The sequence below is a fragment of the Enhygromyxa salina genome (genome assembly GCF_000737335.2).
GTDB classification, from domain to species: domain Bacteria; phylum Myxococcota_A; class Polyangia; order Nannocystales; family Nannocystaceae; genus Plesiocystis; species Plesiocystis salina_C.
In genome coordinates this window covers 42,602-64,873 of record NZ_JMCC02000045.1, presented here as the reverse complement: position 1 = coordinate 64,873, position 22,272 = coordinate 42,602, and the positions used below count along the sequence as shown (strand labels likewise).

General features: G+C 67.1%; 21 protein-coding genes. 7 read left to right on the top strand and 14 right to left on the bottom strand.

Annotated elements, in window-relative coordinates; translation table 11 throughout:
• The coding region (locus tag DB30_RS18435; RefSeq protein WP_146659498.1) for a peptidase M16 family protein at positions 1-815 on the bottom strand (815 nt) is incomplete at its 3' end.
• A 31-nt stretch (positions 816-846) separates the two neighbouring features.
• Complete coding sequence (gene eno / locus DB30_RS18430) at positions 847-2,136, bottom strand: phosphopyruvate hydratase (protein WP_052550731.1); 1,290 nt, start codon at positions 2,134-2,136, stop codon at positions 847-849.
• Positions 2,137-2,329: 193 nt separating this feature from the next.
• On the opposite strand from eno, the gene DB30_RS18425 reads away from it, so the two are divergent.
• The 5 genes from DB30_RS18425 (at position 2,330) to DB30_RS18405 (ending at position 6,432) form a co-directional block, all read left to right on the top strand.
• On the top strand, positions 2,330-3,667 hold the full coding sequence (locus tag DB30_RS18425) for a homoserine dehydrogenase (protein WP_052550729.1): 1,338 nt from the start codon (positions 2,330-2,332) through the stop codon (positions 3,665-3,667).
• Positions 3,667-4,185, top strand: coding sequence for an acyl-CoA thioesterase (locus tag DB30_RS18420; RefSeq protein WP_052550727.1), 519 nt, complete (start codon positions 3,667-3,669; stop codon positions 4,183-4,185). Before DB30_RS18425 ends, DB30_RS18420 begins: the two co-directional genes overlap by 1 nt.
• Positions 4,178-5,164, top strand: a complete 987-nt coding sequence (gene glpX, locus DB30_RS18415) for a class II fructose-bisphosphatase (RefSeq protein WP_052550725.1) — start codon at positions 4,178-4,180, stop codon at positions 5,162-5,164. Before DB30_RS18420 ends, glpX begins: the two co-directional genes overlap by 8 nt.
• A 177-nt stretch (positions 5,165-5,341) precedes the next feature.
• The gene (locus DB30_RS18410) at positions 5,342-5,686 is read left to right on the top strand and encodes a hypothetical protein (protein WP_146659496.1); all 345 of its coding nucleotides are present in this window, start codon (positions 5,342-5,344) and stop codon (positions 5,684-5,686) included.
• A gap of 251 nt (positions 5,687-5,937) precedes the next feature.
• The gene (locus tag DB30_RS18405; protein WP_052550721.1) at positions 5,938-6,432 is read left to right on the top strand and encodes a hypothetical protein; all 495 of its coding nucleotides are present in this window, start codon (positions 5,938-5,940) and stop codon (positions 6,430-6,432) included.
• 87 nt (positions 6,433-6,519) lie between these two features.
• On the opposite strand, the gene DB30_RS18400 is transcribed toward DB30_RS18405, so the two are convergent.
• Complete coding sequence (locus tag DB30_RS18400; protein ID WP_052550719.1) at positions 6,520-7,542, bottom strand: prolipoprotein diacylglyceryl transferase; 1,023 nt, start codon at positions 7,540-7,542, stop codon at positions 6,520-6,522.
• 63 nt (positions 7,543-7,605) lie between these two features.
• Here DB30_RS18400 and DB30_RS18395 point away from each other — a divergent pair, with 63 nt between their 5' ends.
• A complete protein-coding gene (locus DB30_RS18395) occupies positions 7,606-7,911 on the top strand; it encodes a hypothetical protein (RefSeq protein ID WP_052550717.1) in 306 nt (101 codons plus the stop codon).
• Between the two features lie 440 nt (positions 7,912-8,351).
• Here the strand turns inward: DB30_RS18395 and DB30_RS18390 are convergent, their stop codons facing one another.
• The 6 genes from DB30_RS18390 to DB30_RS42800 form a co-directional block, all read right to left on the bottom strand.
• Positions 8,352-9,377, bottom strand: a complete 1,026-nt coding sequence (locus DB30_RS18390; protein ID WP_052550715.1) for a S1 family peptidase — start codon at positions 9,375-9,377, stop codon at positions 8,352-8,354.
• A complete protein-coding gene (locus DB30_RS18385) occupies positions 9,377-9,949 on the bottom strand; it encodes a hypothetical protein (protein ID WP_146659488.1) in 573 nt (190 codons plus the stop codon). Before DB30_RS18385 ends, DB30_RS18390 begins: the two co-directional genes overlap by 1 nt.
• Positions 9,946-10,785, bottom strand: coding sequence for a hypothetical protein (locus DB30_RS18380; RefSeq protein WP_146659486.1), 840 nt, complete (start codon positions 10,783-10,785; stop codon positions 9,946-9,948). The genes DB30_RS18385 and DB30_RS18380 overlap by 4 nt, the downstream gene beginning before the upstream one ends.
• Before the next feature lie 594 nt (positions 10,786-11,379).
• Complete coding sequence (locus tag DB30_RS18375) at positions 11,380-13,206, bottom strand: hypothetical protein (RefSeq protein ID WP_146659484.1); 1,827 nt, start codon at positions 13,204-13,206, stop codon at positions 11,380-11,382.
• A 106-nt stretch (positions 13,207-13,312) separates the two neighbouring features.
• Positions 13,313-14,512 carry an OmpA family protein gene (locus tag DB30_RS18370; RefSeq protein WP_052550707.1) on the bottom strand — a complete coding sequence of 400 codons (1,200 nt, stop codon included), beginning with the start codon at positions 14,510-14,512 and terminating at the stop codon, positions 13,313-13,315.
• Entirely contained in the window at positions 14,512-15,066 is a 555-nt protein-coding gene (locus DB30_RS42800) for a DUF4398 domain-containing protein (RefSeq protein ID WP_146659482.1), read from the bottom strand. Before DB30_RS42800 ends, DB30_RS18370 begins: the two co-directional genes overlap by 1 nt.
• A gap of 451 nt (positions 15,067-15,517) precedes the next feature.
• Here DB30_RS42800 and DB30_RS18360 point away from each other — a divergent pair, with 451 nt between their 5' ends.
• The gene (locus DB30_RS18360; RefSeq protein ID WP_052550702.1) at positions 15,518-16,408 is read left to right on the top strand and encodes an Ig-like domain-containing domain; all 891 of its coding nucleotides are present in this window, start codon (positions 15,518-15,520) and stop codon (positions 16,406-16,408) included.
• 140 nt (positions 16,409-16,548) lie between these two features.
• On the opposite strand, the gene DB30_RS18355 is transcribed toward DB30_RS18360, so the two are convergent.
• The 5 genes from DB30_RS18355 to ribF all read right to left on the bottom strand — a co-directional run bounded on the left by DB30_RS18355 (position 16,549) and on the right by ribF (position 22,152).
• A complete protein-coding gene (locus tag DB30_RS18355; RefSeq protein ID WP_146659480.1) occupies positions 16,549-16,902 on the bottom strand; it encodes a hypothetical protein in 354 nt (117 codons plus the stop codon).
• A 121-nt stretch (positions 16,903-17,023) separates the two neighbouring features.
• The gene (locus tag DB30_RS18350) at positions 17,024-18,241 is read right to left on the bottom strand and encodes a DUF4215 domain-containing protein (protein WP_052550697.1); all 1,218 of its coding nucleotides are present in this window, start codon (positions 18,239-18,241) and stop codon (positions 17,024-17,026) included.
• A 128-nt stretch (positions 18,242-18,369) separates the two neighbouring features.
• Positions 18,370-20,502: a protein O-mannosyl-transferase family gene (locus DB30_RS18345; protein ID WP_052550695.1), complete on the bottom strand. Its 2,133-nt coding sequence runs from the start codon at positions 20,500-20,502 to the stop codon at positions 18,370-18,372.
• A gap of 4 nt (positions 20,503-20,506) precedes the next feature.
• On the bottom strand, positions 20,507-21,061 hold the full coding sequence (locus tag DB30_RS18340; protein WP_052550694.1) for a tetratricopeptide repeat protein: 555 nt from the start codon (positions 21,059-21,061) through the stop codon (positions 20,507-20,509).
• Complete coding sequence (gene ribF, locus DB30_RS18335) at positions 21,058-22,152, bottom strand: riboflavin biosynthesis protein RibF (RefSeq protein ID WP_052550691.1); 1,095 nt, start codon at positions 22,150-22,152, stop codon at positions 21,058-21,060. The genes DB30_RS18340 and ribF overlap by 4 nt, the downstream gene beginning before the upstream one ends.
• Positions 22,153-22,272 lie beyond the last annotated feature (120 nt).

Here is a 22,272-nt window from a genome sequence, read left to right as displayed (position 1 = left end):
AGCAGCGCTTGTGGCTCGTCGGGGCCCACGACGACCAAGGTCGCGAGGCGGTAGTCGTAGAAGCGCGAGAGCTGAGCGCCGACCCCCTGATCGAGCATGTCGCCGAGCGCCTGGACGACCTGCCGCCCGTCGTGGGCCATGCCGGGATCCTGCCATGCGACCGCGCCAGCCTCGGGCGGGACCAAGGGCTTCACGCGGTCGTCGCTGCGCGCGTAGCTGAGCGACTTGAGCCACAGCTCGCGGCCTGTGTTGGGCGCGCGCAGCCGCAGGGCCTCGACCCGCAGCTGTTGATCCAGCTGCGAGATCGGGACCAGCGACTCGTAGCGAACCTGCGCGACCCCAACGGCCATGGCCGCGAGCCCACCCACGTCGTGGGCGGTGGCGATCGCCTCGCCGGGCGCGAGCTCGCGGTTGCCTTGTTGAAGGTGGTAGGCGAGGGCGTGGATCAGCCCGGGGAGGTTCTCGGGGTCGTCGCGGGTGCCGAGCTCGAGCGCGAGCACGACCGCCGCGACGGGCAAGCTGGCGTCTTTGGCGGTGATCACCCGCAGGCCACACGGCAGCACGACGTCGATGATCTGTTGGGGCGCTGGGTCGGGCGTGTCCGCTGGGTCGGCGCTGTCACCAGACGCTTCGTCGTCTGTCTGGTTGGCGTCGCTGTCGCCGTCACCATCTCCGTCAGCCGCGATCGGCTGGGTCCCATTCTCCGTCGCGTCGGGCGGGAGCGGCCTGAACCGAAGCCTGCTCACGTCCCACGGAGACGCCAGCCCCATACTCAACAGGGGGATCAGCAGCGGAGCGAGGATGCGCAGCGTCATTGCCGTGTGTTCGCCTGGTGCGCAGCCGTGCTCAGCGAGCGGAGAAGGTCGCCCGGCCGCGGTACTCGGCGTCCGCGCCAAGCAGCTCTTCGATCCGCAGCAGCTGGTTGTACTTCTCGGTTCGATCCGACCGCGACGCGCTGCCGGTCTTGATCTGACCCGACTCGGTTGCGACCGCGAGGTCGGCGATGAAGGTGTCGCTGGTCTCACCGCTGCGGTGCGAGACCACGCAGCGGTAGCCGCTGCGATGGGCGATCCGCATGGCTTCCAGGGTCTCGCTGAGCGTGCCGATCTGGTTGACCTTGACCAGCAGCGCGTTGGCGACCCCCTCGTCAATGCCGCGCTGCAGCCGGGTCTTGTTGGTCACGAACAGATCATCGCCAACCAGCTGCGTCGTGGCCCCAAGCCGGTCGGTGAGCTGCTTCCAGCCGGCCCAGTCGTTCTCGTCCATGCCGTCTTCGATCGAGACCAGCGGATACTTGGCGCACAGGTCGGCGTAGAGCTCCACGAGCTCGGCCGAAGACAGCTCGCGGCCGCCCTCGCCGGACAGCACGTATTTTTGCTTCTTGGCGTCGTAGAACTCGCTGGCGGCGACATCGAGGGCCAGCCCGATCTGCGTGCCGGGCTCGTAGCCAGCCCCGCGGATCGCCGTCATCAAGGTCTCGAGCGCTTCGGCGTTGCTCTCGAGGCTGGGCGCGAACCCACCTTCGTCGCCGACCGCGGTGACCTTGCCGCGGGCCTTGAGCTGCTGCTTGAGGGTGTGGAAGATCTCGACCCCGGCCCGCAGCGCGTCGCTGAAGCGATCAAAGCCAAACGGCACCAGCATGGTCTCTTGGAAGTCGAGGTTGTTGTCCGCGTGCGCGCCCCCGTTGATCACGTTCATCAGCGGGATCGGCAGCGTGCGGCATTGGGTCCCGCCGAGGTAGCGAAACAGCGGCAGGCCGACGTCCTCGGCGGCCGCCCGGGCGCAGGCCAGCGAGACCCCAAGCAGCGCGTTGGCGCCGAACTTGGCCTTGTTGGGGGTCCCGTCGAGCTCGCACAAGATCCGATCGATCTGGTTTTGGTCGCCGGACTCGAGCCCCTCGATCGCGGGGGCCAGCGTGTCGTTGACGTTGGCGACGGCCGTGGTCACGCCCTTGCCGAGGTAGCGGCTCGCGTCACCGTCGCGCAGCTCGTGGGCTTCGTGCTCGCCGGTGCTGGCCCCAGACGGGACCGCGGCGCGGCCGAAATTGCCGAACTCGGTGGTGACCTCGACTTCGAGGGTTGGGTTGCCTCGGCTGTCGAGGATCTCGCGGGCGTGAACGGAGACGATGGTGCTCATGAGCGAAGTCGGCGGGGATCGGCGGGGATCGGCGGAAGAAAGCGGGGAAGGTCCGAGGGGTGCTGAACCGGGCGGGCTCGAACGCGGCGCGCGGCTCCGCGGAGGGTAGCGCGTCGTTTGCGATGGCGCGATGCCTCTCGGGGTGGGCTGGGTCGTTTGACGGGTTTCGGGCGTCCGGCTACCGTCCGCGCCGGTGCGCAGCATCCACATCGGTATGCTCGGGCTGGGCAACGTGGGCCAGGGCGTGCTGCGCATCCTCGCCGAGAACGGCGCCGCGATCAGCAATCGAATCGCCGCCAACCCGGTGATCTCGCGGGTGCTGGTGCGCGAGCTCGACAAGGCCCGCGCGCTCGAGGTCGACCCGGCGCTGCTGACCCTCGAGCCCAGCGACGTGATCGACGACCCCAACGTGCGGGTCGTCGTCGAGCTGATCGGCGGGATCGAGCCGGCGCGCAGCTACGTGCTGCGGGCGCTCGAGGCCGGCAAGCACGTGGTCACGGCCAACAAGGCGCTGCTCGCCGAGTGCGGCGAAGAGCTGTTCGCCGCCGCGGCGGCGCGCGGGCTCGACATCTACTTCGAAGGTTCGGTCGCGGGTGGGATCCCGGTGCTTCGGGCCCTGCGCGAGGGGCTGGCCAGCGATCGGATCGATCGCGTGATCGGCATCGTCAACGGCACCTCGAACTACATCCTCGATGCGATGACGCGGACCGGGGCCAGCTACGAGCAAGCGCTGGCGGCGGCCCAGGCGGCGGGCTTCGCCGAGGCTGATCCAACCCTGGACGTCGAGGGGGGTGACGCAGCCCACAAGCTCGCGCTCTTGGCTCTGGTGTCGGTGGGCGTGCGCGTGGATCCCGATCGCATTCACACCGAGGGCATCACCCGTGTCCGGCCATTCGACATCCGCAGCGCCCACGAGCTTGGCTATGTGATCAAGTCGCTGGCGATCGGTAATTTCGGGGGGGACTTTGGGGAGTCGGTCGGCCCGCAGCTGCGCGTGCACCCAACCTTTGTCCCGCGCGATCACATCCTCGCGGGGGTCCGGGGCTCCTACAACGCGGTCGAGGTCAGCTCGCGCGCGCTCGGGCAGTCCATGTACTACGGCAAGGGCGCGGGCATGATGCCAACCGGCGTCGCTGTGGTCTCTGACATCATCGAGGTCTGCCGCGATATCGTTGGCTTCTCCGAAGGTGGGCCGCCGCCCGGGGCGTTTCGCGAGATCCGCCCGGTCGAGCTGGCGCCGCTCGATGATCTCGAGTGCGAGAATTACCTGTGCGTGCACGTGCCCAACGTGCCGGGCGTGCTCGGCAAGGTCGCCAGCTGCCTGGGCCGGCACGGCGTCAGCATCAAGCGCATGAACCAAGACACGCCGGGTCCGGGCGAGCCGATCGACATGGTGATCATGACCGAGCGCACCGCAGAGGCAAAGGTCCGCGCGGCCGTGGCCGAGGTCGACACCTTTGATCTGGCGTTGATGCCCACCCACCGGTTTCGGATCCTGGACGCCGATGATCCGGTTGGAGCAGGGGCCTGATGGCGCGACGCCTGGCCCAGCCACCCGAGGTCCCGCTGCGCCGCGCCGCGCAGATCCGGGTGATCTACGCCGACACGGATCTGATGGGCGTGGTCTATCACGGCACCTACCTGCGCTACCTCGAGCACGCGCGGGTGGAGTTCATCCGCAGCCTCGGGTTCGCGTACTCGGACCTCGAGCGCATGGGGGTCGGCCTGCCCGTGATCGATCTGTCGGTCAGCTACCTCGCGCCGGCACTCTACGACGACATCGTCAGCGTCGAGGTTGGCCTCGCCAAGCTCTCGTTCGCGCGCTTGCACTTCGTGTATCGGCTCAGCGTCCAGCCCGGCGACCGTCACGCCTTCGCCGGCCCGGACCCTCTGGTGCTGCTCCACGCCCAGACCTTCCATGGCTGCCTGGACATGCAAGAACGTCGCGCGACACGGCTGCCCGAACCGGTCTACAACATACTCGAGGCGTACATGACTGAGCCCTTGGCTGCAGTCCAAACGGATCACGAAGGGCATCGGCATGATTGATAAGACACCGTCAAAGATGGACCGCAAGCTGCTGCTCGAGTACGTGCGCGTGACCGAGGCCGCCGCGATCGCGTGCTCGCGCTTGATCGGCGCCGGCAAGAAAGAAGACGCCGACTCGCTCGCGGTCGAGGCGATGCGCCGCGCGTTCGACAAGGTCCCGGCGCGCGGGACCATCGTGATCGGCGAAGGCGAGCGCGACGAAGCGCCGATGCTCTACATCGGCGAGAAGGTTGGGCCCAGGGATCCCGAGCTGCCCGAGGTCGACATCGCCGTGGATCCGCTCGAGGGCACCAACTTGTGCGCCAGCGGAAAGCCGGGCGCGCTCGCGGTCCTGGCGATCGCCCCGCGCGGGGGTCTGCTCAACGCGCCGGACACCTACATGTACAAGATCGCCGCCGGGCCCGAGGGCGTCGGCGTGGTCACCCTCGACAAGAGCCCGGCCCAGAACGTGCTCGATCTGGCCGAGGCCAAGAACAAGCAGCCAACCGACATCGTGGTGGTCGTGCTCGAGCGTCCGCGTCACGATCAGCTCGTTGCCGAGCTGCGCGGGGCGGGGGCCAGCGTTCGCTTGATCACCGACGGCGACGTGAACCCCAGCGTTGCGACCGGGCTGCCGGACAGCGGGATCGACATGTTCATTGGCAAAGGTGGCGCGCCCGAAGGTGTGCTCGCTGCGGCGGCGCTGCGCTGCCTGGGCGGGGCGTTTGAAGGGCGCCTGGAGTTTCGCAACCCCGGCGAGCGCGAGCGTGCGCTGGGGATGGGGATGGAGGAGCCCGATCGGCTGCTGCGGCACGTGGATCTGGTCAGCGGGCCCTGCTTCTTCGTCGCGTCTGGGGTGACCGATGGCCCGATCCTCGCTGGGATCCGCAAGGTCGGGCTGCGGACGCACGTGAGCAGCTTGGCGCTGCGCAGCGACACCGGGACGATTCGGCGGTTCGAGACATCTACGCTGCTCGACCACTTGCCCGTCCACGATTAGGGGGCACACCCCTTCGCCAACGAACCCCAGTGTCTCACTTTCGTTGACACGTGCCGATACCCCTCGCACAGTTTTGTGCATCCAATGAAGGGCTCGATACCACCGACCTCGCAGCCATTGAACTCGTCTTCGATCAGGTGACGCATGCAACTGAGGGTAGACACTGCACTGGCGTTGATGCTGCTGCTGTCCGGGGCGGCGTGCGACAGTCCCGACTCGGACCCCGACCCGCTCGCAGAGGGGGTGCGGGTCGACACCGCGAGTTGCCGGTCCGCAATGGGCGAACTGGCTGCATGCGGCCCGACCGCCGATTGCCGTCCGGACGACGACCCGGAGAGTGCACCACTGAGCCTCCGAGTCCTCATCGACTGCGCGGCCGCTGCGTGTGCTGGGGTGGCGGCCGACGAGATCGACCAATGTCGTTTCGACGCCATGTTGTTTCCGGGCCCGACATGCGACGTCGCTCGAAAGCTCTGCGAAGAGGGAGACGACCCGGCAGCCTGGTTGGCCGAACCGTTGTGATGCAAGGCTCTCGCTCGAGACGCGCCAGCGCGTATGGCCGGCCGATCGACCTGCGAGAGCACTTTGGGCAAGCATGGTCTCGAGTCGCGCGTAGGGGGGCGCCCCTGACGTTCCCGAGGACGCCCGCGATTTGGAACCCTGTCATCGTGTGACGCGCGGCACTGTCCGTGCGCGCTAGGCACTCTGGCTATCTGATCCGCGATTGTGGTCGTTGAGCCAAGTGCGGGGATCGCATACGGTTGCTCCCGGGTATGATTGAGTGGCTACAAGACGAGGAGTGCGGGATCGCCCTGGACACCCGGCATCACCCGGTGCTGATCTCGACTTGGTATGGGGCATCCAGTGTCGATGTCATCGATCGCTACTTCAGCTGGTCTGACGCGACGGCGGCCGCCGCGCTGGCTGCCGAGCAGCAGCTGCTTCACATCGCGGATCTGACGCGCGCGCACTGGCCAAGCGCGGCCGTGCGCAAGCGGGTGTTCGAGCACAGCAGCGTCAACCTCTCGTGCGAGGTCATGCTCGCCACAATCGTGGTCTGCGGGGACCTGACGGATCGGCTCACGGGGATGGCCAGGAGCGTCGACAAGCTCAACGTGGGTCGGCACGAGGCGCCGCTGTTCATCGTCGAGACCGTCGCCGAAGGGATAGCGATCGCGCTCGAGCAGATGTGGAGTGCCCGGATTCCGCCGCCGCTCGGGCTCGAGCCAGGCGGCTATCAGACGCCGCGGCTCGACTTGTCCTGCTGAGACGGGGGTTGCTGTTGGGCCGGCCGGCGGCATGGGTGAACGGGTTCGGCTTGGGAAGCGAACCGTTCACCGTTCACCACTGATCGCTCATGGCGCCGCGGGCTTGTCTTCGGAGTCAGGCTCATCCTCGGGGGACTCGTCGGATGGCTCGTCGGACGGCTCATCCGCCCGCTCGCCGCTGTCAGCGTCGCGCTTGGCGTCGCGCTGCGCGATCCGTTCGCTGTCGCGGGCGTAGTCGAGGTCGCCGGGCTTGGGCTTACGCAGGAAGAACAGCCACACGCCCGCGCCAAAGATCGCCAGCGCGAAGTACTGCGCGGTCGTGAGCCCGAAGTAGCGGACATCGGGGGTTGCGATCTTGTCGGCCTCGGTCGCGCGCAGGAAGTCGAAGCAAAACCGCGCCGGCCCATACACCAGCGCGACCAGCCCGGTGAGCTTGCCGGGCAGGGCGTTTCGCCAGTCCCACACGAAGTAGATGAACAGCGTGAGCGCGAGGATGACCAGGAACTCGAGCAGCCCAAGATCCCAGCGGAAGATCTCTTGCGCGGCCGAGCAGCAGTCCGGCAGCGCGCGGCCGGTGGGGCAGCGACACGGCCACGGACCGACGGCGCCAAAGGTGTCGGCGGAGACGATCTTGCCCGGGTGATCATGAACCAGCGCGCACGACAGCCGACCAAAGCACATGCCGAGCAGCAGCCCGAACATGTTGCCGTCGGCGTAGACCAAGATCGGCTGCTTTTCCCGGCGCAGAAACCAGTTCATGCCGATGAACGCCCCAAAGAAGCCGCCGACGCTCGACAGCCCGTTCCACAGCATCAGCAGCACCCACGGGTTCTCGCTGATCTTCTCGGGGAAGTAGAACAGCACCGAGATCCAGTGGGAGATCACGAAGCCGAACACCAGGACCCAGAAGATCTGGTCGCGGAACATCCACTCGTCGAGGTCCTTTTGCTTGGAGTAGACCTTGACCGCGACCTGGATGCCCAGCAGCACGCCGATCGCAACGAGGATCCCGAACACGCCGATCGTGAGGTGGTCGCCAAGCAGCGGAATGTCGCTGCCGAACTCGAAGGTCTTCTCGGGGGCGACGACGTAGGGGATGGCGCCGAGCATCAGTGGGGGAAGGTAGCAGCCCAGCGCGGTTCTCGACAGCTGCCGACAGGGCGGTTGGCGTAGATGGCGCAGGGACAGCTCGGGGTGCGGGCTGCGCCCTGGACGACGCCGGCGGCCCACGAGGACGACCCGTTGTTTGTCCGCCATGCATCCTGTTTCATCGCCATGCAGATGGTCCGTCGGCTCCTTCGTGAGCTCGGCGTGGCAAAGAAGACCCACGATGAGTTTGCTCGGGCCCGGGAGTTGGTGACCGATGCGGACGCGATCGCGGCGCTCTACGCTGAGGCTCTCGACGATGTCCGCGATGCGCTCAACCGCTTCTACGGAGCCCAAGATGTCTCTCGCCAACAACTCGCCGCGACGATCTGATTGAGCGGCTCTGGTCGAAAGAGGTGGCCTGAATCAGAAGGTGATCGCCGGCCCGACCGTGATGTAGGGCCACACTGGCTTTCGTCAATCACCGTTGCTCGACGACTCCGGCGGGGTCCGCCGGAGAATGCGGGCGGGAGGTGGGCCGGGGGGATCACAGCGTTTCACCGTGCACCCTCGAACACCAGGTTCGTAGCACTGACAGGTGTTGCAGTCTTCCATCCACCGAGTCCCCACTTCCCCTTCCTCACAGACTCGCTCTCCCCCTGCTCGAAGGCGCTCACGCGCGACGGCCCGGCGTTCTCGCTCCTCTGCTTCCACCTTCGTCTCCGTCGGTTGCGGAGGTGGGGTATCGACGCTCCCAGTCCCAGGGACGGCGTCATCGGACCCGCCACATCCAGCGATGAGAGAGAGCAACAACACGACCAACGCTACGTATTTCATGGGTTCACCCGAATGATGATCTCTGATGCACGGTGGGCGTGGAATGGATCAACTAGTCGGACCTCGACAGATGCCTCGAGAATCTTGGCTGTGCCCGCGATGAACTCATCCGACACCTGGAGTAGGGTTGGGACGACCACATCTGGATCACCATCAAACGGGTCTATGCTCGCAAGGCTGCCGTCGATATCACTCGGCAGAAACTCCAAGATCGAGTTCATCGCCACGAACGCATCATCCGTGGGCCACGTGGCATCTACGCATGTTTGGTACGAGCGCCCGTCAAAGTTCTGTGAGTAGATACCCAACAACCCACCGTCCTCGGTGAGCAGCGGACCGCCTGAACTGCCTTCCGCGGTCTCCCCCGCCTCCCAAAACTGCACCACGTACCAGTTGACCCCGACCGCCTGTTGGTAGATCGTGGTATCGGGGAGCACGACCGAGATTCGCTTTGGCCCGTTGCACGGATGCGTGATGGCCGCGGCGGCGAAGAGATCTCGAGGTGTGGAATCCCATCCCATGAAGTAGGGCGCCGCCGCCTCCGGAATTGTGGTGGAGAGCTGCAGCAATGCGAGGTCCTTTTGTGGATCGACCTTCAACAGGGTGGCGTGGTCGACCGAGATCGCATCTCCAGGCGTGTCGCCTCCGCAGAACACGTTTTCATACCCCACCGTAAACAACGTCTCATTCTCCAGCGCGTAAACCTGGTTTTCCGTGGGTTGATTGGCCCAGGGAGCAAATGTGTGAGCGGCGGTGAGCATATAGGGTGTTTGGCACCCATTTTCGTTCACCGCGCAATCCCTGTTGTTGATCAGGACACCTGTTCCGTTGATATCCGGGCCGTAGATATGGACGACAGACCGCTTGACGTCCCAATACTCTGCGTACCCTGGGCAAATGATATCCTGGAAGCACCACAATGGTTGCGGCACGAATCCATCACACTCCTGACTCGCCCATGCGCTGCCCGGGGCGAGTGCGAGCGCGACCACGGCAACGGACGCGGCGCGGGAGCTGCTCATCAGTTCGCCACCTCTCGTCGATCGGCCGCCGATATTTCGGCGATGTGGATAGGGTAGCCCAGCTCGTTGAAGATCGTCATCTGCGCGAGCTCGGCGTCACATACTGGTCGGACCGGCTCGACTGCAAGGCTTTTACCTGCCTCGACGTCGCGGTAGGCTACCGAAGTGTGGCAGTCGTCACCAATGAAGTCGACGGAAAGGCGGACCAGGTTGGAGCCGTTGTTCTGGACCGTCACCCCCTGTCCGGTGAAGAACCAGCGGGCACGAACGCCAGCGATGACCTCGGCATCTCGAGACATTGGGTTTTCTAGGACACCCTCGGCCGCCAGAGCCTCCCGCCCTCGGTCAGAGACCTGCTGCAGCGTCAGGACAGGCTTCGGCTCAGGCTGCATGATCTCTCGGTCGCGGTCATCCTCAAAGAGGAGAATCGGGCCATTGGCGGGAGCGGATGGGCCCAGACCATGAGCACCATGCTCACCACTGGGGTCGGCTGGTGGTGACTGCTCCACTGGAGGCTCAGGGTCACAACCAGACAATACGATCGCCAGGACGATCGCACCGATCGTCTTCATTCTTGCGTCTCCCGGAGTTCCGCGAGTTCCCGTTCGAGTCGCTCGATCCGCTTGTTCTGCTCGATCAGGTATAGAGTGAGTTCCTCTGTCTTTCGAAGGAGGGTCGCATTTGTCGATGCGACGTCCATCCCGGACTCCTTGATCTCCATTCCTGACGGAACACCGGGCAGATGATGCTCCGTCCGGACGAAATCCTCCACCTCGGCCAGTGTCGGCAGGGTGTAGTCGTGATCGAACACGTCGTCGGCCCACTGGTCGATATGAACGATGATCTCTTGCGCGGAGAGTTTTCCTCCCACCATCACCAGCGCATCGGAGGCTCGTTCATCGAATGTGGCACCGGGGTATCCGCGCCGGCCGACGCGAAGTCTGTCCATCACGCGCACTTCGTTCGACCATGAGATATCCGAATACAGCCAACCATTGACCGCTATTTCAGTGTCTGGGTGGTCCCAGTCCGGACGCATGAAATTCTGACTGACAGCATAGAGGTGGGGGTTCGCCGTGCCAACTCCCAGACCACCCGCGAAGGGCAGGTACACCCTCTCGGACATAGGCCGATTGCTGTGCACCACAATCGGCCCTCCGTATCGCTGCAGGTTCAGTGACAGGACCGTTTCTGGTGATGGTCCCGACACCTGGATGTCGTTGCGATCGAGTTTCATGTGCACGCCGGTCTGATCGCCGAGGGTCTCCGTGTGGTCCCCGAGGACCAGATAGCCGACACCTGGAGTCGAAGTAACCTCTTCACTAAGACTGCCAAAGATCTGTACCCTGGCTGTCGGTTTGTTGACACCGATTCCCAGTCGCGCCGTCGGCGCAGGTGTCAGCACCATGGAACTCGTGGCTCCGTCTGCCGTCCATTGGGGCGCGGCTGGAACATAGATCGGGGGTGGCTGTGCGCTAGCGTGAGGGGCAAATAGCCCCATCGTAATTCCACAAAGCCCTCCCAGGACAATAATGGGAACGCGCGACATGCGAGAGCTGTATGGCGTGATTCGGATCCTGTCAACGTCGATGGTGTTAGTCCTGGGCGCTTGGCCGCCGAAGCAATAGTCCGTTGTCGCCCATCATCGGGCCTAGCTGCTTCGTCAGGCTTCGTCACGGGTGAGAAACACCCAAGGAGGCCGCGGACGGCGACGATATTGCGGAAGCAGGACTTGCGCAGCGGCCAACGCCGCGACTGCGAACTAGCCCAGTCCAACTCTCGTTCCCGATCGGTGCCTGAGTGACACGACCCACCCGACCGAAGTGGCACCGTCGGCCGTCGACGCGGGGCTGGCATGCGACCCAGTCAACCATGCCCGTCGTGCGACAGCGACGGCGCTGACGAGGACCCACAAGCTAAGATCGCTCGAAGACGCCAGACCCGACCTTGCGGTGGCGCGGATCTTCACGGGCAGCTCTCCGTGCTGAATCAGCCGCCTGAATCAGAAGGTGATCGCCGGCCCGACCGTGATGTCGATCAGCATGCTCGAGTCGCTGGGGAGCCACCCGCCGACGTGCAGCTCACCGAACAGCGCGAAGTTCTTGACGATCTGATAGTTGAAGCCGACCAGCGCGCCGAAGAAGAACGGTCCGATGCGGGCGACGTCGACACGGTTGGCGCTGTTGGCCGTCGCGGTCACGCTGGCCGCGAGGTTGGTGTCGCTCGCGGGATCGGTCTGGTCGCCCGTGCAGGCCCCGTTGTAGGGCCACACCGGATAGCAACCGGCGCCAGTGAGATCCGTGTCGGCGCCGACCTCGAGGTCGTCTGGCACGCTGTTGCCGTTGCGGTCGTTGGCGAAGCCCATGTTGACGCGCAGGCGGGCCGCGCCGCCGCCCGCGAACGCGCCGACGAAGGGCCGGAACTTCGAGGTCTCTTTGCCGAGGAAGTACTTGAACTTGGCGCCGACGGCCCACGTGAACTTCGTGGTCTGCTTGACCCCGACCGGCGTGGGGTTGCGGACGTCTTGCGCGAACGAGGAGGTCAGATCCTTGCCCGGATCATCGCGGAACATCGACGCGCCGGTCACGACTTGCAGGCGTCCGTACACGCCCAGCGACACGCGCTTGCCGACGCGAAACGAGAGCTCTGGCGCGATGTGAAACGGCGCCATGGCGAACCCGGTCGAGACTGGGTGGTGCTCGGCGCACTCTTCTGCGTTGTACGCATCCATCATGGCGGCCGTGGTCCCGGGCGCGCCGAAGCTGTCGAACGCCTGGATGAGCTCTGCTCCCGGGACGTCCTGGACCTCGCGCGGGCCAGCGACCCAGCGGGCGATCGCGCAGCCGGACTCGGCCGGGCCGTAGACCTGCGAACCAGCCGGGAAGAATTGGCGATAGGTGTTCTCGGCGGTGCCGCCGCCAAGGCCCGCGATCCCAAAGCCGGTGCCAACGCCAAGGTTGATCCACACACGCGGGAGCGAGCTGGGTCCGCGGGGCTTCTTGGGCTCGTCCTCGACCGTTGGCTCGGCCTCGTTGGGCGTGTCTTCGGTGCAGCTTTGCTCGAGCACGAGCGGCTGATCTTGGAGGCCAAGGTTCGCCGCCGGGTTCATCGCGGCGTCGAAGGCGTAGATGAAGTACTCGATGTTGTTGTCGCCGTGCTCGGCAGCGGGGATGTCGACTTCGGCGACGTTCGAGAACGCCGGCATCTCGGCGCCAATGAACTCGCTCTCACTGCCGGCCTTGCGCCAATACAGCGCAGCTTGGCCGCCATCGGGGACGCTGAGCAGCACCTCGAAGTGGAGTGGAGCGCCGCACGCCTCAACCGGCTCGGTCAGCGTGATCGCCTGGGGCGCCGAGGCGCCGCTGGCCTGGCGGGCCTGCTGCATGTACGCGGCGATGTCGTCGGAGCGCATCTCCATGGGCACGACCACGTAGTAGTTGAGCCCCACGGCGCGCTGGAGATCGGCGAGGATCTTGGAGGCCGCGCCGTGGCCTTCGGCCGAGAAGGTCAGCGCCGCCCGCAGCATGTAGAGCGACGCGAGCACCGGATCCTGCCCGTTGCCCGCGCCCTCGGCCCCCGAGATCGCCGTGTTCAAGATGTTGAGCGCGGCGTCGTACTCGAGGTTGTTGGCCTGGGTGAGCGCGGCGTCGTAGGCCGCCTTCATCTCGTCGCGGGGGCCGGCCCAGGCGATCTCTGGCGCGAGCAACCCAAGCGCGAGCGCCCCGGCGGTGGCCAGCGACGTCAGAATTGTGCTGGTAGCAGCGAACCCACGGAACGTGCGATGTGAGGAGGGGGAGGTCCGTGGATTCGAAACGGTTAAACGGTCCATGTAGCGCTCCTACCGACGGCCTGGGGGCTGATATCGCGGTGTCGGCCCCCAAGCAGCACTTGGGGGCCGGAACGACGCCCGCTCGGGGCCCCAGGTGCGCGCGGGGTCACTTGTTGAAGCAAGCCGGGTTGTCCGTGCGGAGGAACTCCACGCGGCGGTTGGCTTCACGGCCCTCTTTGGTGAGGTTCGAGTCGACGGGGACATCCTCGCCGTAGCCCTTGGTGGTGACGCGAGCGGGCGCGATGCCCTTGTTGATGAGGTACTCGCGCACGCTGTCGACGCGCCGTTGAGACAGCTTTTTGTTGGCCTTGTCGCTGCCCTTGCTGTCCGTGTGGCCACCGACCTCGACCGTGATGTCCGGGTTGGTCTTGAGGACCGTGACCACGTCATCGAGCAGCTTGTTGTTCTGGGTCGCGTACTTCTTGCTGTCCAGACCCCACTTGGCGGTGTCGAACATGATCTTGTCGTCGAGCTGGATCGCGCAGGGATCAACCTTGACGGCGAGATCCGGGCAGCCGTCCTCGTCCTGATCGCCGTCGAAGTCCTCGGGATCGTTCGGGCACGAGTCGTCCTTGTCGAGGATCCCGTCTTTGTCGTTGTCGGGCTCGGGGCAGCCGTCTTCGTCCTCGAACTGGTCGAAGTCCTCGGGGTCGTTGGGGCAGGCGTCGTCGCCGTCGAGGATCCCGTCTTGATCGTTGTCGGGGTCCGGGCAGCCGTCTTCGTCCTCGAACCCGTCTGGATCCTCGGGCTCGTTGCGGCAGTCGAGATTGTCCTTCTGGTCGAGGTTGATCCAGACCCGGTTCTCGTCGAGGGCGGAGGCGTCTTCGATGCCGTCGCCGTCGTTGTCCTTGTCGGGGCAGCCGTCCTCGTCCTCGAAGGCGTCGAAGTCCTCCGGGTCGTCCGGGCAGGTGTCGAGATCGTCGTCGTAGCCGTCTCCGTCGCGGTCGCCAGCGGTGGGGGCGGCGGCGGCGGTGACGTTGCCGGGCGCCCGACAGCGGACCGGATCGGTCTTGAGCTCGGCGATCTCGGTGTACTTGCCAGCGAGGATCACGTGCTCCTTGCCGCGGTAGTACTCGCCCATCTTGAGCGCCTCTTCGGCGAACTTGACGTTGGCCTCTGCGAGCGCGGTTTCTTTGGGGGCGCAGCCGATGGTCTTGGAGCCGTTGGCGATCGTGTCTTGCAGGCGGGTCTGCGTGCCGCCGACCTTGCCCTCGAGCAGCTTGCCAGCGCAGCTGCTCAGCAACACCAACGAACACAGCGAGGCCAGCGAGACCAGCGGGGTGAGGGAGCGGATCCGGTCGCGCATCAGCCCTTGCTCCCCGTGTTCGCGCCGTCTTTTTCCTGGCCGGCGTCGTCCCGCTTCACTTCGTCGATGCTCTCGATCTGCTTGCCCTCGGAGTCGACCATGTCGGTGGGCGCGGCGACGGACTCGTCGCGCACGACCGAGCCGCCCTTCTTGACCCGCTGCGCCTTGACCTTGGCCTCGTTGGCGAGCTGCTTGGAGCGCTCACCAAAGTCGAAGGAGCGCTCGTACTCGCTGTAGCCCATCAGGATCTTGGACTGCTCGAGGTAGGCCACGGCGCCCCAGTACTCGTAGGGCGCGTACTCCTCTGCGCCCGCGGCCTCGGCATCGGCCACGGCACGGGTCGCGTCGGTCGCGACTTTCTTGAGGTAGCCAAACGGACCGCAGCCTGCGCACGCGACGACACATGCCAGCCCAATGAGCCGGAAGGCCAGCCGGGAGGCAGAACGGGGGGCAAGACGGTCAGAAACTGTGTGGCGGGTAGTCGGAGGGTGCACCGAGAACTCCCTGCTCTTGGGTCCGGCGGGGAAGCCGGGCGCTGGCGGCAAGAGGTACATCCCCCATACAACACCAGCGAATTCGGCGGCGACGATAGCAGGGAGGCGCGCACAGGGTCAACAACGCGGCTCGTTGGGCACCCCGACGGTGGTCGGGCCACCTCAGGTGCGCGGAGTTCACGCGCGTCCGGCCCTGGACGCGGGCTCGAGGCCCTAGAGCGCCAACATCTGGGGCCGCTCCTGCCGTTGTCGGTCGGCGCTCGCAGTATGCCGGATACAGCTTTGGCCTCCCTCCTGGGCAGGAACGGGTCCAGACGCACCTGACGACGCGACTCCAAGCTGATCAGCGCTCTAGGAGATCGTCGATTCTCGCTGGGGTTTTCGCACGTCGCGCGTCCCCTGGGGGCACGATAGTGTGTTCCGAGCCCCTCACATGCCCCTGCGCCCAAGCACTTTGGAGGAGCGAAGCGACCGAACGCGGCAGCGGCCGCGGTCGGGTGGGGGTCACTCCTTGGTTGTCACGCTCGCTGCCGGGCTCGTCGCCGTGCTCGGTTGCGGAGATCTCGACGACAGCCAGCGCTTCGAGCCGGCGGTTGGCGTGTTGGAGATCGTCGAGACGATCCCCCCGGCCGGGTCCGTGGACGCGGACCCGCTGACCCAGATCGACCTGTGCATGTCCGCCGAGGTCGACCCCCGCGTGTTCGACAGCTTTGACGCGACCCTGCACTCGGCCGAGCTGACCTTCGACGTCGAGCACGAGGTTCAGCTGTTCAGCTGGCGGGCGCCGGGGAGTCGTTCGGCGCTGTCGGGCGGGCGCTGGTGCCCGGGCTCGGTGTTGTCGCTGACCCCGAGCGGCGTCCTTCAGCCGGGGCTCACCTATCGGATCCAGCTGCGGCCGGCGTTGCTCGGCTGGGCGGGCGAGGCCCTCGACACCGACGCGGACGGCTGGAGCGCCAACGCCGACGGTGACCCGCGGTGGTTCTTGGAGTTTCGAGTCGCGGGATCACCCGCCGACGACGCCCCCGATCAGATCCCCGAGCTCGAGCCGGGTCCAACGCTGACGCAGCTGTTTGAGCCGGGCGAAGTGTTTGATCCGCAGCGGGCCGCGTGCGGCTGTCACCAAGGCGGCGGCGACGACGTGGCGAGCGCGCGGCTGGATCTCTCGGATCCGCAGACCGCGTGGGAGCAGCTGGTGCTGCGAACGGGGACGGAGTCCACGGGCGCCGTGATGGTCAGCCCGCGGCGACCCAGCGAGAGCTACCTGGTCCACAAGCTGCTGCGCACCGACGCCGGGGAGCCGCTGCATGCGGTCCGGGGCGGGCCGATGCCGCCAGCGGGGCCGCTGCCTCACGCCGACCTGGTGCGGGTCGCTCACTGGATCGCCTCTGGCGCGGCGCTGTAGTTTGGGGTGAGCGAAGGGGGCTCCGCCGCCGAAGCGAGGGGGCTCTTGAAAGCCCCCTTGAAGACAGTACGAGCCGAGAGGTGAGCGAAGGGGGCTCCGCCGCCGAAGCGAGGGGGCTTTTTGAAAGCCCCCTTGAAGACCTAAGGCTCGTGCTGCATGCGGCCGACCATCTTCAGCATGGTCTCGAGCTTGGCGACCTCTTCCTCGGTCTTGGCGATCAGATCGTTCGTCTCTTTGTTGTCAACCCCGAGCTCGCGGGCCTTGTGGAGCTGCTCGAGGGCCGACTTGGTCTTGTCGAGGCACTCGCTGACCTTGGCCGCGTTGATCTGCGCTTGGCCGCCGCGGATGTCGGGCTTGCAGTCGCCGCGCTCTGCCTCGCCGAGCAGGCGCAGGCCCTCGGTGAGGTAGTCGTTGCCGCTCTCTTTGCAACCACCAACGCTCAGCGCGCCGAGCAGCAACAGCGTGGGCACCCAAGTCAGCCGTGAGCGGATCATGGGCGGCAGCATCGCATGGTTCCTGATCGGCGCCCGAACAATGAAGCGGGCCCGGGGAGCGAGTCCCCGAGCCCTCCGAGCAGGCGCTCGGGCCTGCTCCGTCAGCCGCTTGAACCGACGATCAATCGGTGAAGCTACCGACGATGTCGCCGCACCACCCCGGTGACACGACGTCGCCCGGCACGTAGTTCGGGGAGCAGTGACCGTCGGGGTGCGAGTCCCAGTGCCAGTGGAAGCTGCCGTTGCCGCCGCCGCCGTTGCACTCGCCGTACTGCTGGCTGTTGTAGCCGCCCATGATCACGCAGCAATTCCCGATACCAAAGTGCGACTCGCAGGCCTTTTGGGCGCGGACCTGGATCGAGTCCTGCTGGTTGTAGCAGTACATCTCGTTCATGGCGGTGCCGTTCTCGGCGCTCAGGTTGCCGCCGCCTGGGTTCCCACACCCGGCGGTGCAGTTGTTCGTGCAGCCATCGTTGTCGATGTTGTTGCCGTCGTCGCACTGCTCGACGCCCATGTGGACGAAGCCATCGCCGCAGGTCGCGGACGAACAGCTGGCGCAGGCGTCGGTGTTGACGTTGTTGCCGTCGTCACACTCTTCATTGCCCTCCCACACGAGCCCGTCGCCGCACGCTGCCGGCTCGCAGCTATTGGTGCAGTCGTCGGTGTTGACGTCGTTGCCGTCGTCGCAGGCCTCGGTGCCCTCCCACGCGAAGCCGTCGCCGCAGGCCGCGGGGATGCACATGCTGGTGCAGTCGTCAGTGTCGACGTCGTTGCCGTCGTCGCACTGCTCCATGCCCTGCAGCTGCCCGTCTCCACAGGACTCGAGCATGCACGCGGCGTTGCAGCCGTCGCCGTCCTCGTTGTTGCCGTCGTCGCAGCCCTCGACGCCCTCGTTGACGAAGCCGTCACCGCAGATGTTGGTGAGACACGCTCCGGTGCAGTCGTCGCCGTCGCTGGGGTTGCCGTCGTCGCACTCCTCGACGCCCTCGTTGACGAGCCCGTCGCCGCAGATGTTGTTGAAGCACGACGACGTGCAGCCGTCGTTGTCGCTGGGGTTGCCGTCGTCGCACTCCTCGTCACCTTCGACGAGGCCGTCGCCACAAATCGCGTCACCGTCGCCGTCGCCGGTCGTGCCCGGATCGCCGTCGCCGTCGCCGTCCGTGGTCGTGGTCGCGTCGCCGTCGCCCGTCGTGTCCAGATCGCCGTCGCCGTCGCCGTCGCCGGTTGTGGTCGCGTCGGTAAAAGATGTCGTGTCCCTGCCAGGTGGATCTTCGGCACACCCGAGGGTCAGCGAGAACGCGAAGCCAATTGCAGGCAGGTGAAGGGCACGTCGTTGCATCGCCCAATGTTGACAGTCAGGTTGCGCGACCACAACCTGCGCGGATTCGCCAAATCGGTATACCGATTGGATCACGCAGTGCCCGCCTGGGTGGCCGGCCGCGTGATGGGAGGCCGGTCAGGGGTCGCTCAGGGCAGGTGGGCGGCCGCGCGCTCGATGCAAGCTTGGTCTTGCTGGGCCTGGCAGACCAGCAGCAGCCGCGACCAGCCGCTGCGCTTGTCGGCGGCCAGCTCGATGGAGAGCTCGGCCAGCTCGCGGGCCTCGTCGAGGGTCGCCGGATCGCGGGACAAGTACAGCGCCAGATTGGAAAGCGCGGTCGGTCGCTCGGGGTCGAGCGCGAGCGCGCGACGGGTCAGCTCAATCGCTTCTTTGGTCTCGCCAAACCGATCGCGCACGGCTCCAAGCCCGATCAACGAGCGCGCGTGATCCGGCAGCACGCGATCGAGGATCGCCTTGTAGCCCCGCTCGGCCTGCAGCCAGCGCACCGGTGACTCGGGCGCGCGGGAGAACTCGCCGTTGATCCACAGCGCGAGCGCGTCGGCGAGGCGCTCACGATCGACGGGGTTGTCGAGCAGCGGATCCCAGCGCGCGATCGTCTCGGTCAGCGGGTCGCCGTCGCCCGTCACGCTTGGCGGCAGCGCGTGTTCGTCGGGGGGCAGCTGGGCGATCCAGATCGGCGGCGCGCCTGCGCCGGGCAGGGCGATCCCAGCCAGCACGGCGGTGGTCGGGGACTCGAGCACGACCGCGCCGCGCCAGGCCGAGAGCAGGGCGCTCACGCGATCGCGGTCGTCGTCATGCGTGGCGGTTGCGACGGCCTCCCACACCGCGGCTCGGCGCGCGGTCCCGCGTTGCCACGGCGTTGGCGTGCGGTACAGATGTTGGGCCGGGATCGCGATCACATCGGGGCGAGCGCCCTCGAGCGCGCGGGCGGCCATCAGGCCCGCGCTGAGATCGTCGGATTGGCTCAGGAGCAGCGCGTCGGTTGGCGTGTGAGCCAGGACCTCGCGGGTCCACGCGTGCGGGGCCCACGATCGGGTCGCGCGGGCGTCGGGCAGGCTCTCGAACCCGGCGGGCAGCCACAGCGCGCAGGCCAGCAGCGGCAACAGGACCCAGCGCATCAGCGGGCGCTCGGCGGTGAAGCGGTGAACGCCCAAGCCCAGCGCCAGCGCGGCCAGCAAGCCCAGCGCCAGTCCGGTCTGGCGGTCGCGGCCGCCCATGGGGTTGATCGCGACCGCGTATATTAGCTCGACCGCGACCAACCACCCGACCCAGCGCAGCAGCCGATGATCGTCGTCCACGAAGTCTGCGATCTTGGCCCCGCGCTCGGTCCCGTCCTTGCGCTCGCGGGCCGCGAGCGAGAGCGGCCGCGTGAGCCCAAACATCAAGGCTGCGACCGCGACCAGCAAGCCGATCGGCCCGAGATCTTCGACCAGCCGCAGGGCGACCATGCGCAGCTGCAGGACCCACGCCCGCGGGCCCATGCCGTCCAGCTTGATCTCGAAGCTGTCGCGGATCGCCGTGGCTTGTACGTGGGCCCAGATCGTCGACCAGCTGTGGGGATCGCCCCAGTCCGCGATCGTGTCGCGCGCCGACGCCAGCGGCAAGGTCAGGACCACGGCGCTCGCCAGCGCGACGGCCAGCGGCGCCCACCGAGCCCAGGGCTCGGCCCGGCGCCACGCGAGCAGCCACGCGAGGATCACCAGCGGCACCAAGGCCAGGCGCAGGTCGCCAAATCCCCAGGCTGCGACGACCGCCGCGAGCACACCCATGCACCGGCGCGAGAGCTGCCGGTGCTTGTCCACGGCCGGATCAAAGCCCCACAGCGTGGCCATCAACAGCAGCGCCCCAAACCCGTAGATCTCCACGACCCGTCCGTTGCGCGCGAGCGTGAGACCGAGCGGAAGCCACACCCCAAGCGTCCAACTCAGCGCCCAGTGGACGTCGCGGCGGCGCAGCATCGCGAGCAACAGGGCGATCGCCCCAGCCATGCACGCGCTCGAGACCACCGCCATGCGCATGCCGATCGGGCCGATCGGGAGGGCGGTGGCCAGGTGCAGCAGCGGAATGTAGCCGGGCACGCCCGTCGGGTGCATGACGCCGAGCGCCGCGCCGGCCCCGGCGATCTCGCCCGAGTCCAGCCAAAAGTGCGCAGGCGAGGCGGCCCAGGCCAAGAACACGAAGGCCAGCCACACGATCGCTAGTTCGTGGACGATCGAGTGCGGGCCCGGCCGCGCGTCCAACGACGTCGTCTCGTGGCTCACCGGGTCACCAGCTCAGCGGCTCGGCCACCGCCAGCACCCGCGCGGGCGGGCGCCGCGTGTGACCGGAGAGCAGCGTTTTGGGCCGACGCGGACCGGGGCTCAGCACCAACATCACGGCCGCCGAGGCCGGGCCGAGCGGCGCGTCGAGCCGGTGGGTCCCGCTGGGGTCCAGGCATCGGACCGAGCTGTAGCGCAGCGCCGGGCCCACGCCGCGGCTGGCGTCGCGCAGGGCCGCGATCGCGAACACGACGTCGAGCCGGGTGTTGTCAGGCATGCCCGGGAGCTCGAGCAGGCTGTCGGGCACGGACCAGTCAAACTCGAGTTGGCCCGCGCCAAGGTCGACGCCGGTCGCCGAGCTCGCGCAGAACCGCACGCTCAGCGTGGCGGTCTCGACGGGTCGCAGCCGCTCGAGCAGCGCGAGCGCGTAGCCGTTGGTCGCGTCGTGCTCGAGCACTTGCTTGCAGGTGGTGCGCGCGTGCTCGACGTGGCCTTGGGCCAGATACACCTGCGCGAGCGTGGGCGAGGCGAGGCCGTGGTCTTCGGCCAAGGGATCCTTCATCGCCCGCCTCCAATGCGCTTGGCCTGCACGCCCGCCTTGTCGGGAGCCGACTCGGGCTCGACGCGGGTGGCGTGGCGTCGCGCGGCCGCGGCGGGGGTCAGCAGCGGTCGCGCGCGCTCGATGTCAGCGGCGATCGCCTCGCGCAGGTCGTTGACGCTGGCGAAGCGCTGCTCGTCGCGCAGCCGCGCCACAAACGAGACCTCGACCGCGCGATCGTAGAGGCTGGCGCCAAGGTCGACGTCGAGCGCGTGGACCTCGAGCGTGCTTGGGTTGGCGCCCTCACCCGCGTCCTCAAAAGTCGGGTTGGTGCCCAGGTTGGCGACCGCCGGCCAACTCTGCAGCTCGTGGGACCCGTCGGCGTCGAGCAGGGTCAAGAAGCAGGCATAGACGCCGCCCTTGGGGTGCAGCGAGCTGCTGGCCACGTTCGCGGTTGGGTAGCCCAGCGCCCGCCCACGCGCCGCGCCGTGCTCGACCTTGCCTGCCACCGCGTACAGGCGGCCGAGCACCCCGGCCGCCTGCGCGACCTCACCGGCCGCGACCAGCTCGCGGACCGCCGTCGAGCCCAGCTTTTCACCCGCGAGCGGGCCGGCTGCCGCGGTGATCTTCTCGACCACGCTGACCTCGATGCCAGCCGGCGCGAGCAGGGCTTTCAGCTCCGCAGGTCCGCCCGCCCGCTTGGCCCCAAACCGGAAGTCATAGCCAACCACCACTGCGGCCGGGCGCAGGCCCTGCAGCAGAAATTGCTCGACGAATTCCCCCGGTGACAAGCGCGAGACCCCAACGTCGAAGCGCAGGATCACCAGGGTGTCGACGCCCAGCTCGCGGCACACGTGCTCGCGCTGGCCGGGGGTCTGCAAGCGCGGCGGGGCACTGCGCGTCGCCCCGGGCCGCGCCAGCACCTCGGACGGTCGCGGCTCGAAGGTCACGACCGCGACCTCGGACCCGAGCGTGCGGGCCCGCGCGATCAAGCCCTGGTGCCCGCGATGCATCCCGTCGAACGCGCCAAGGCACGCAGCCGTACCAGCCGGCAGCGGCGAGAGCCCACCGGGTGCGTGGGCCGCGGGAACGGTCGAGAAGTCGAGCACGCGCATGTGCAGGTGGCGGCGGATCCCAGGACCGGATCCACAGCGAAGCTATCGGGGGCCAGCACCGAAGTCCATCGACGCGGATGTTCCCTGGTCCGCGCCGGTTACCAGACCCGAATCTCGGCC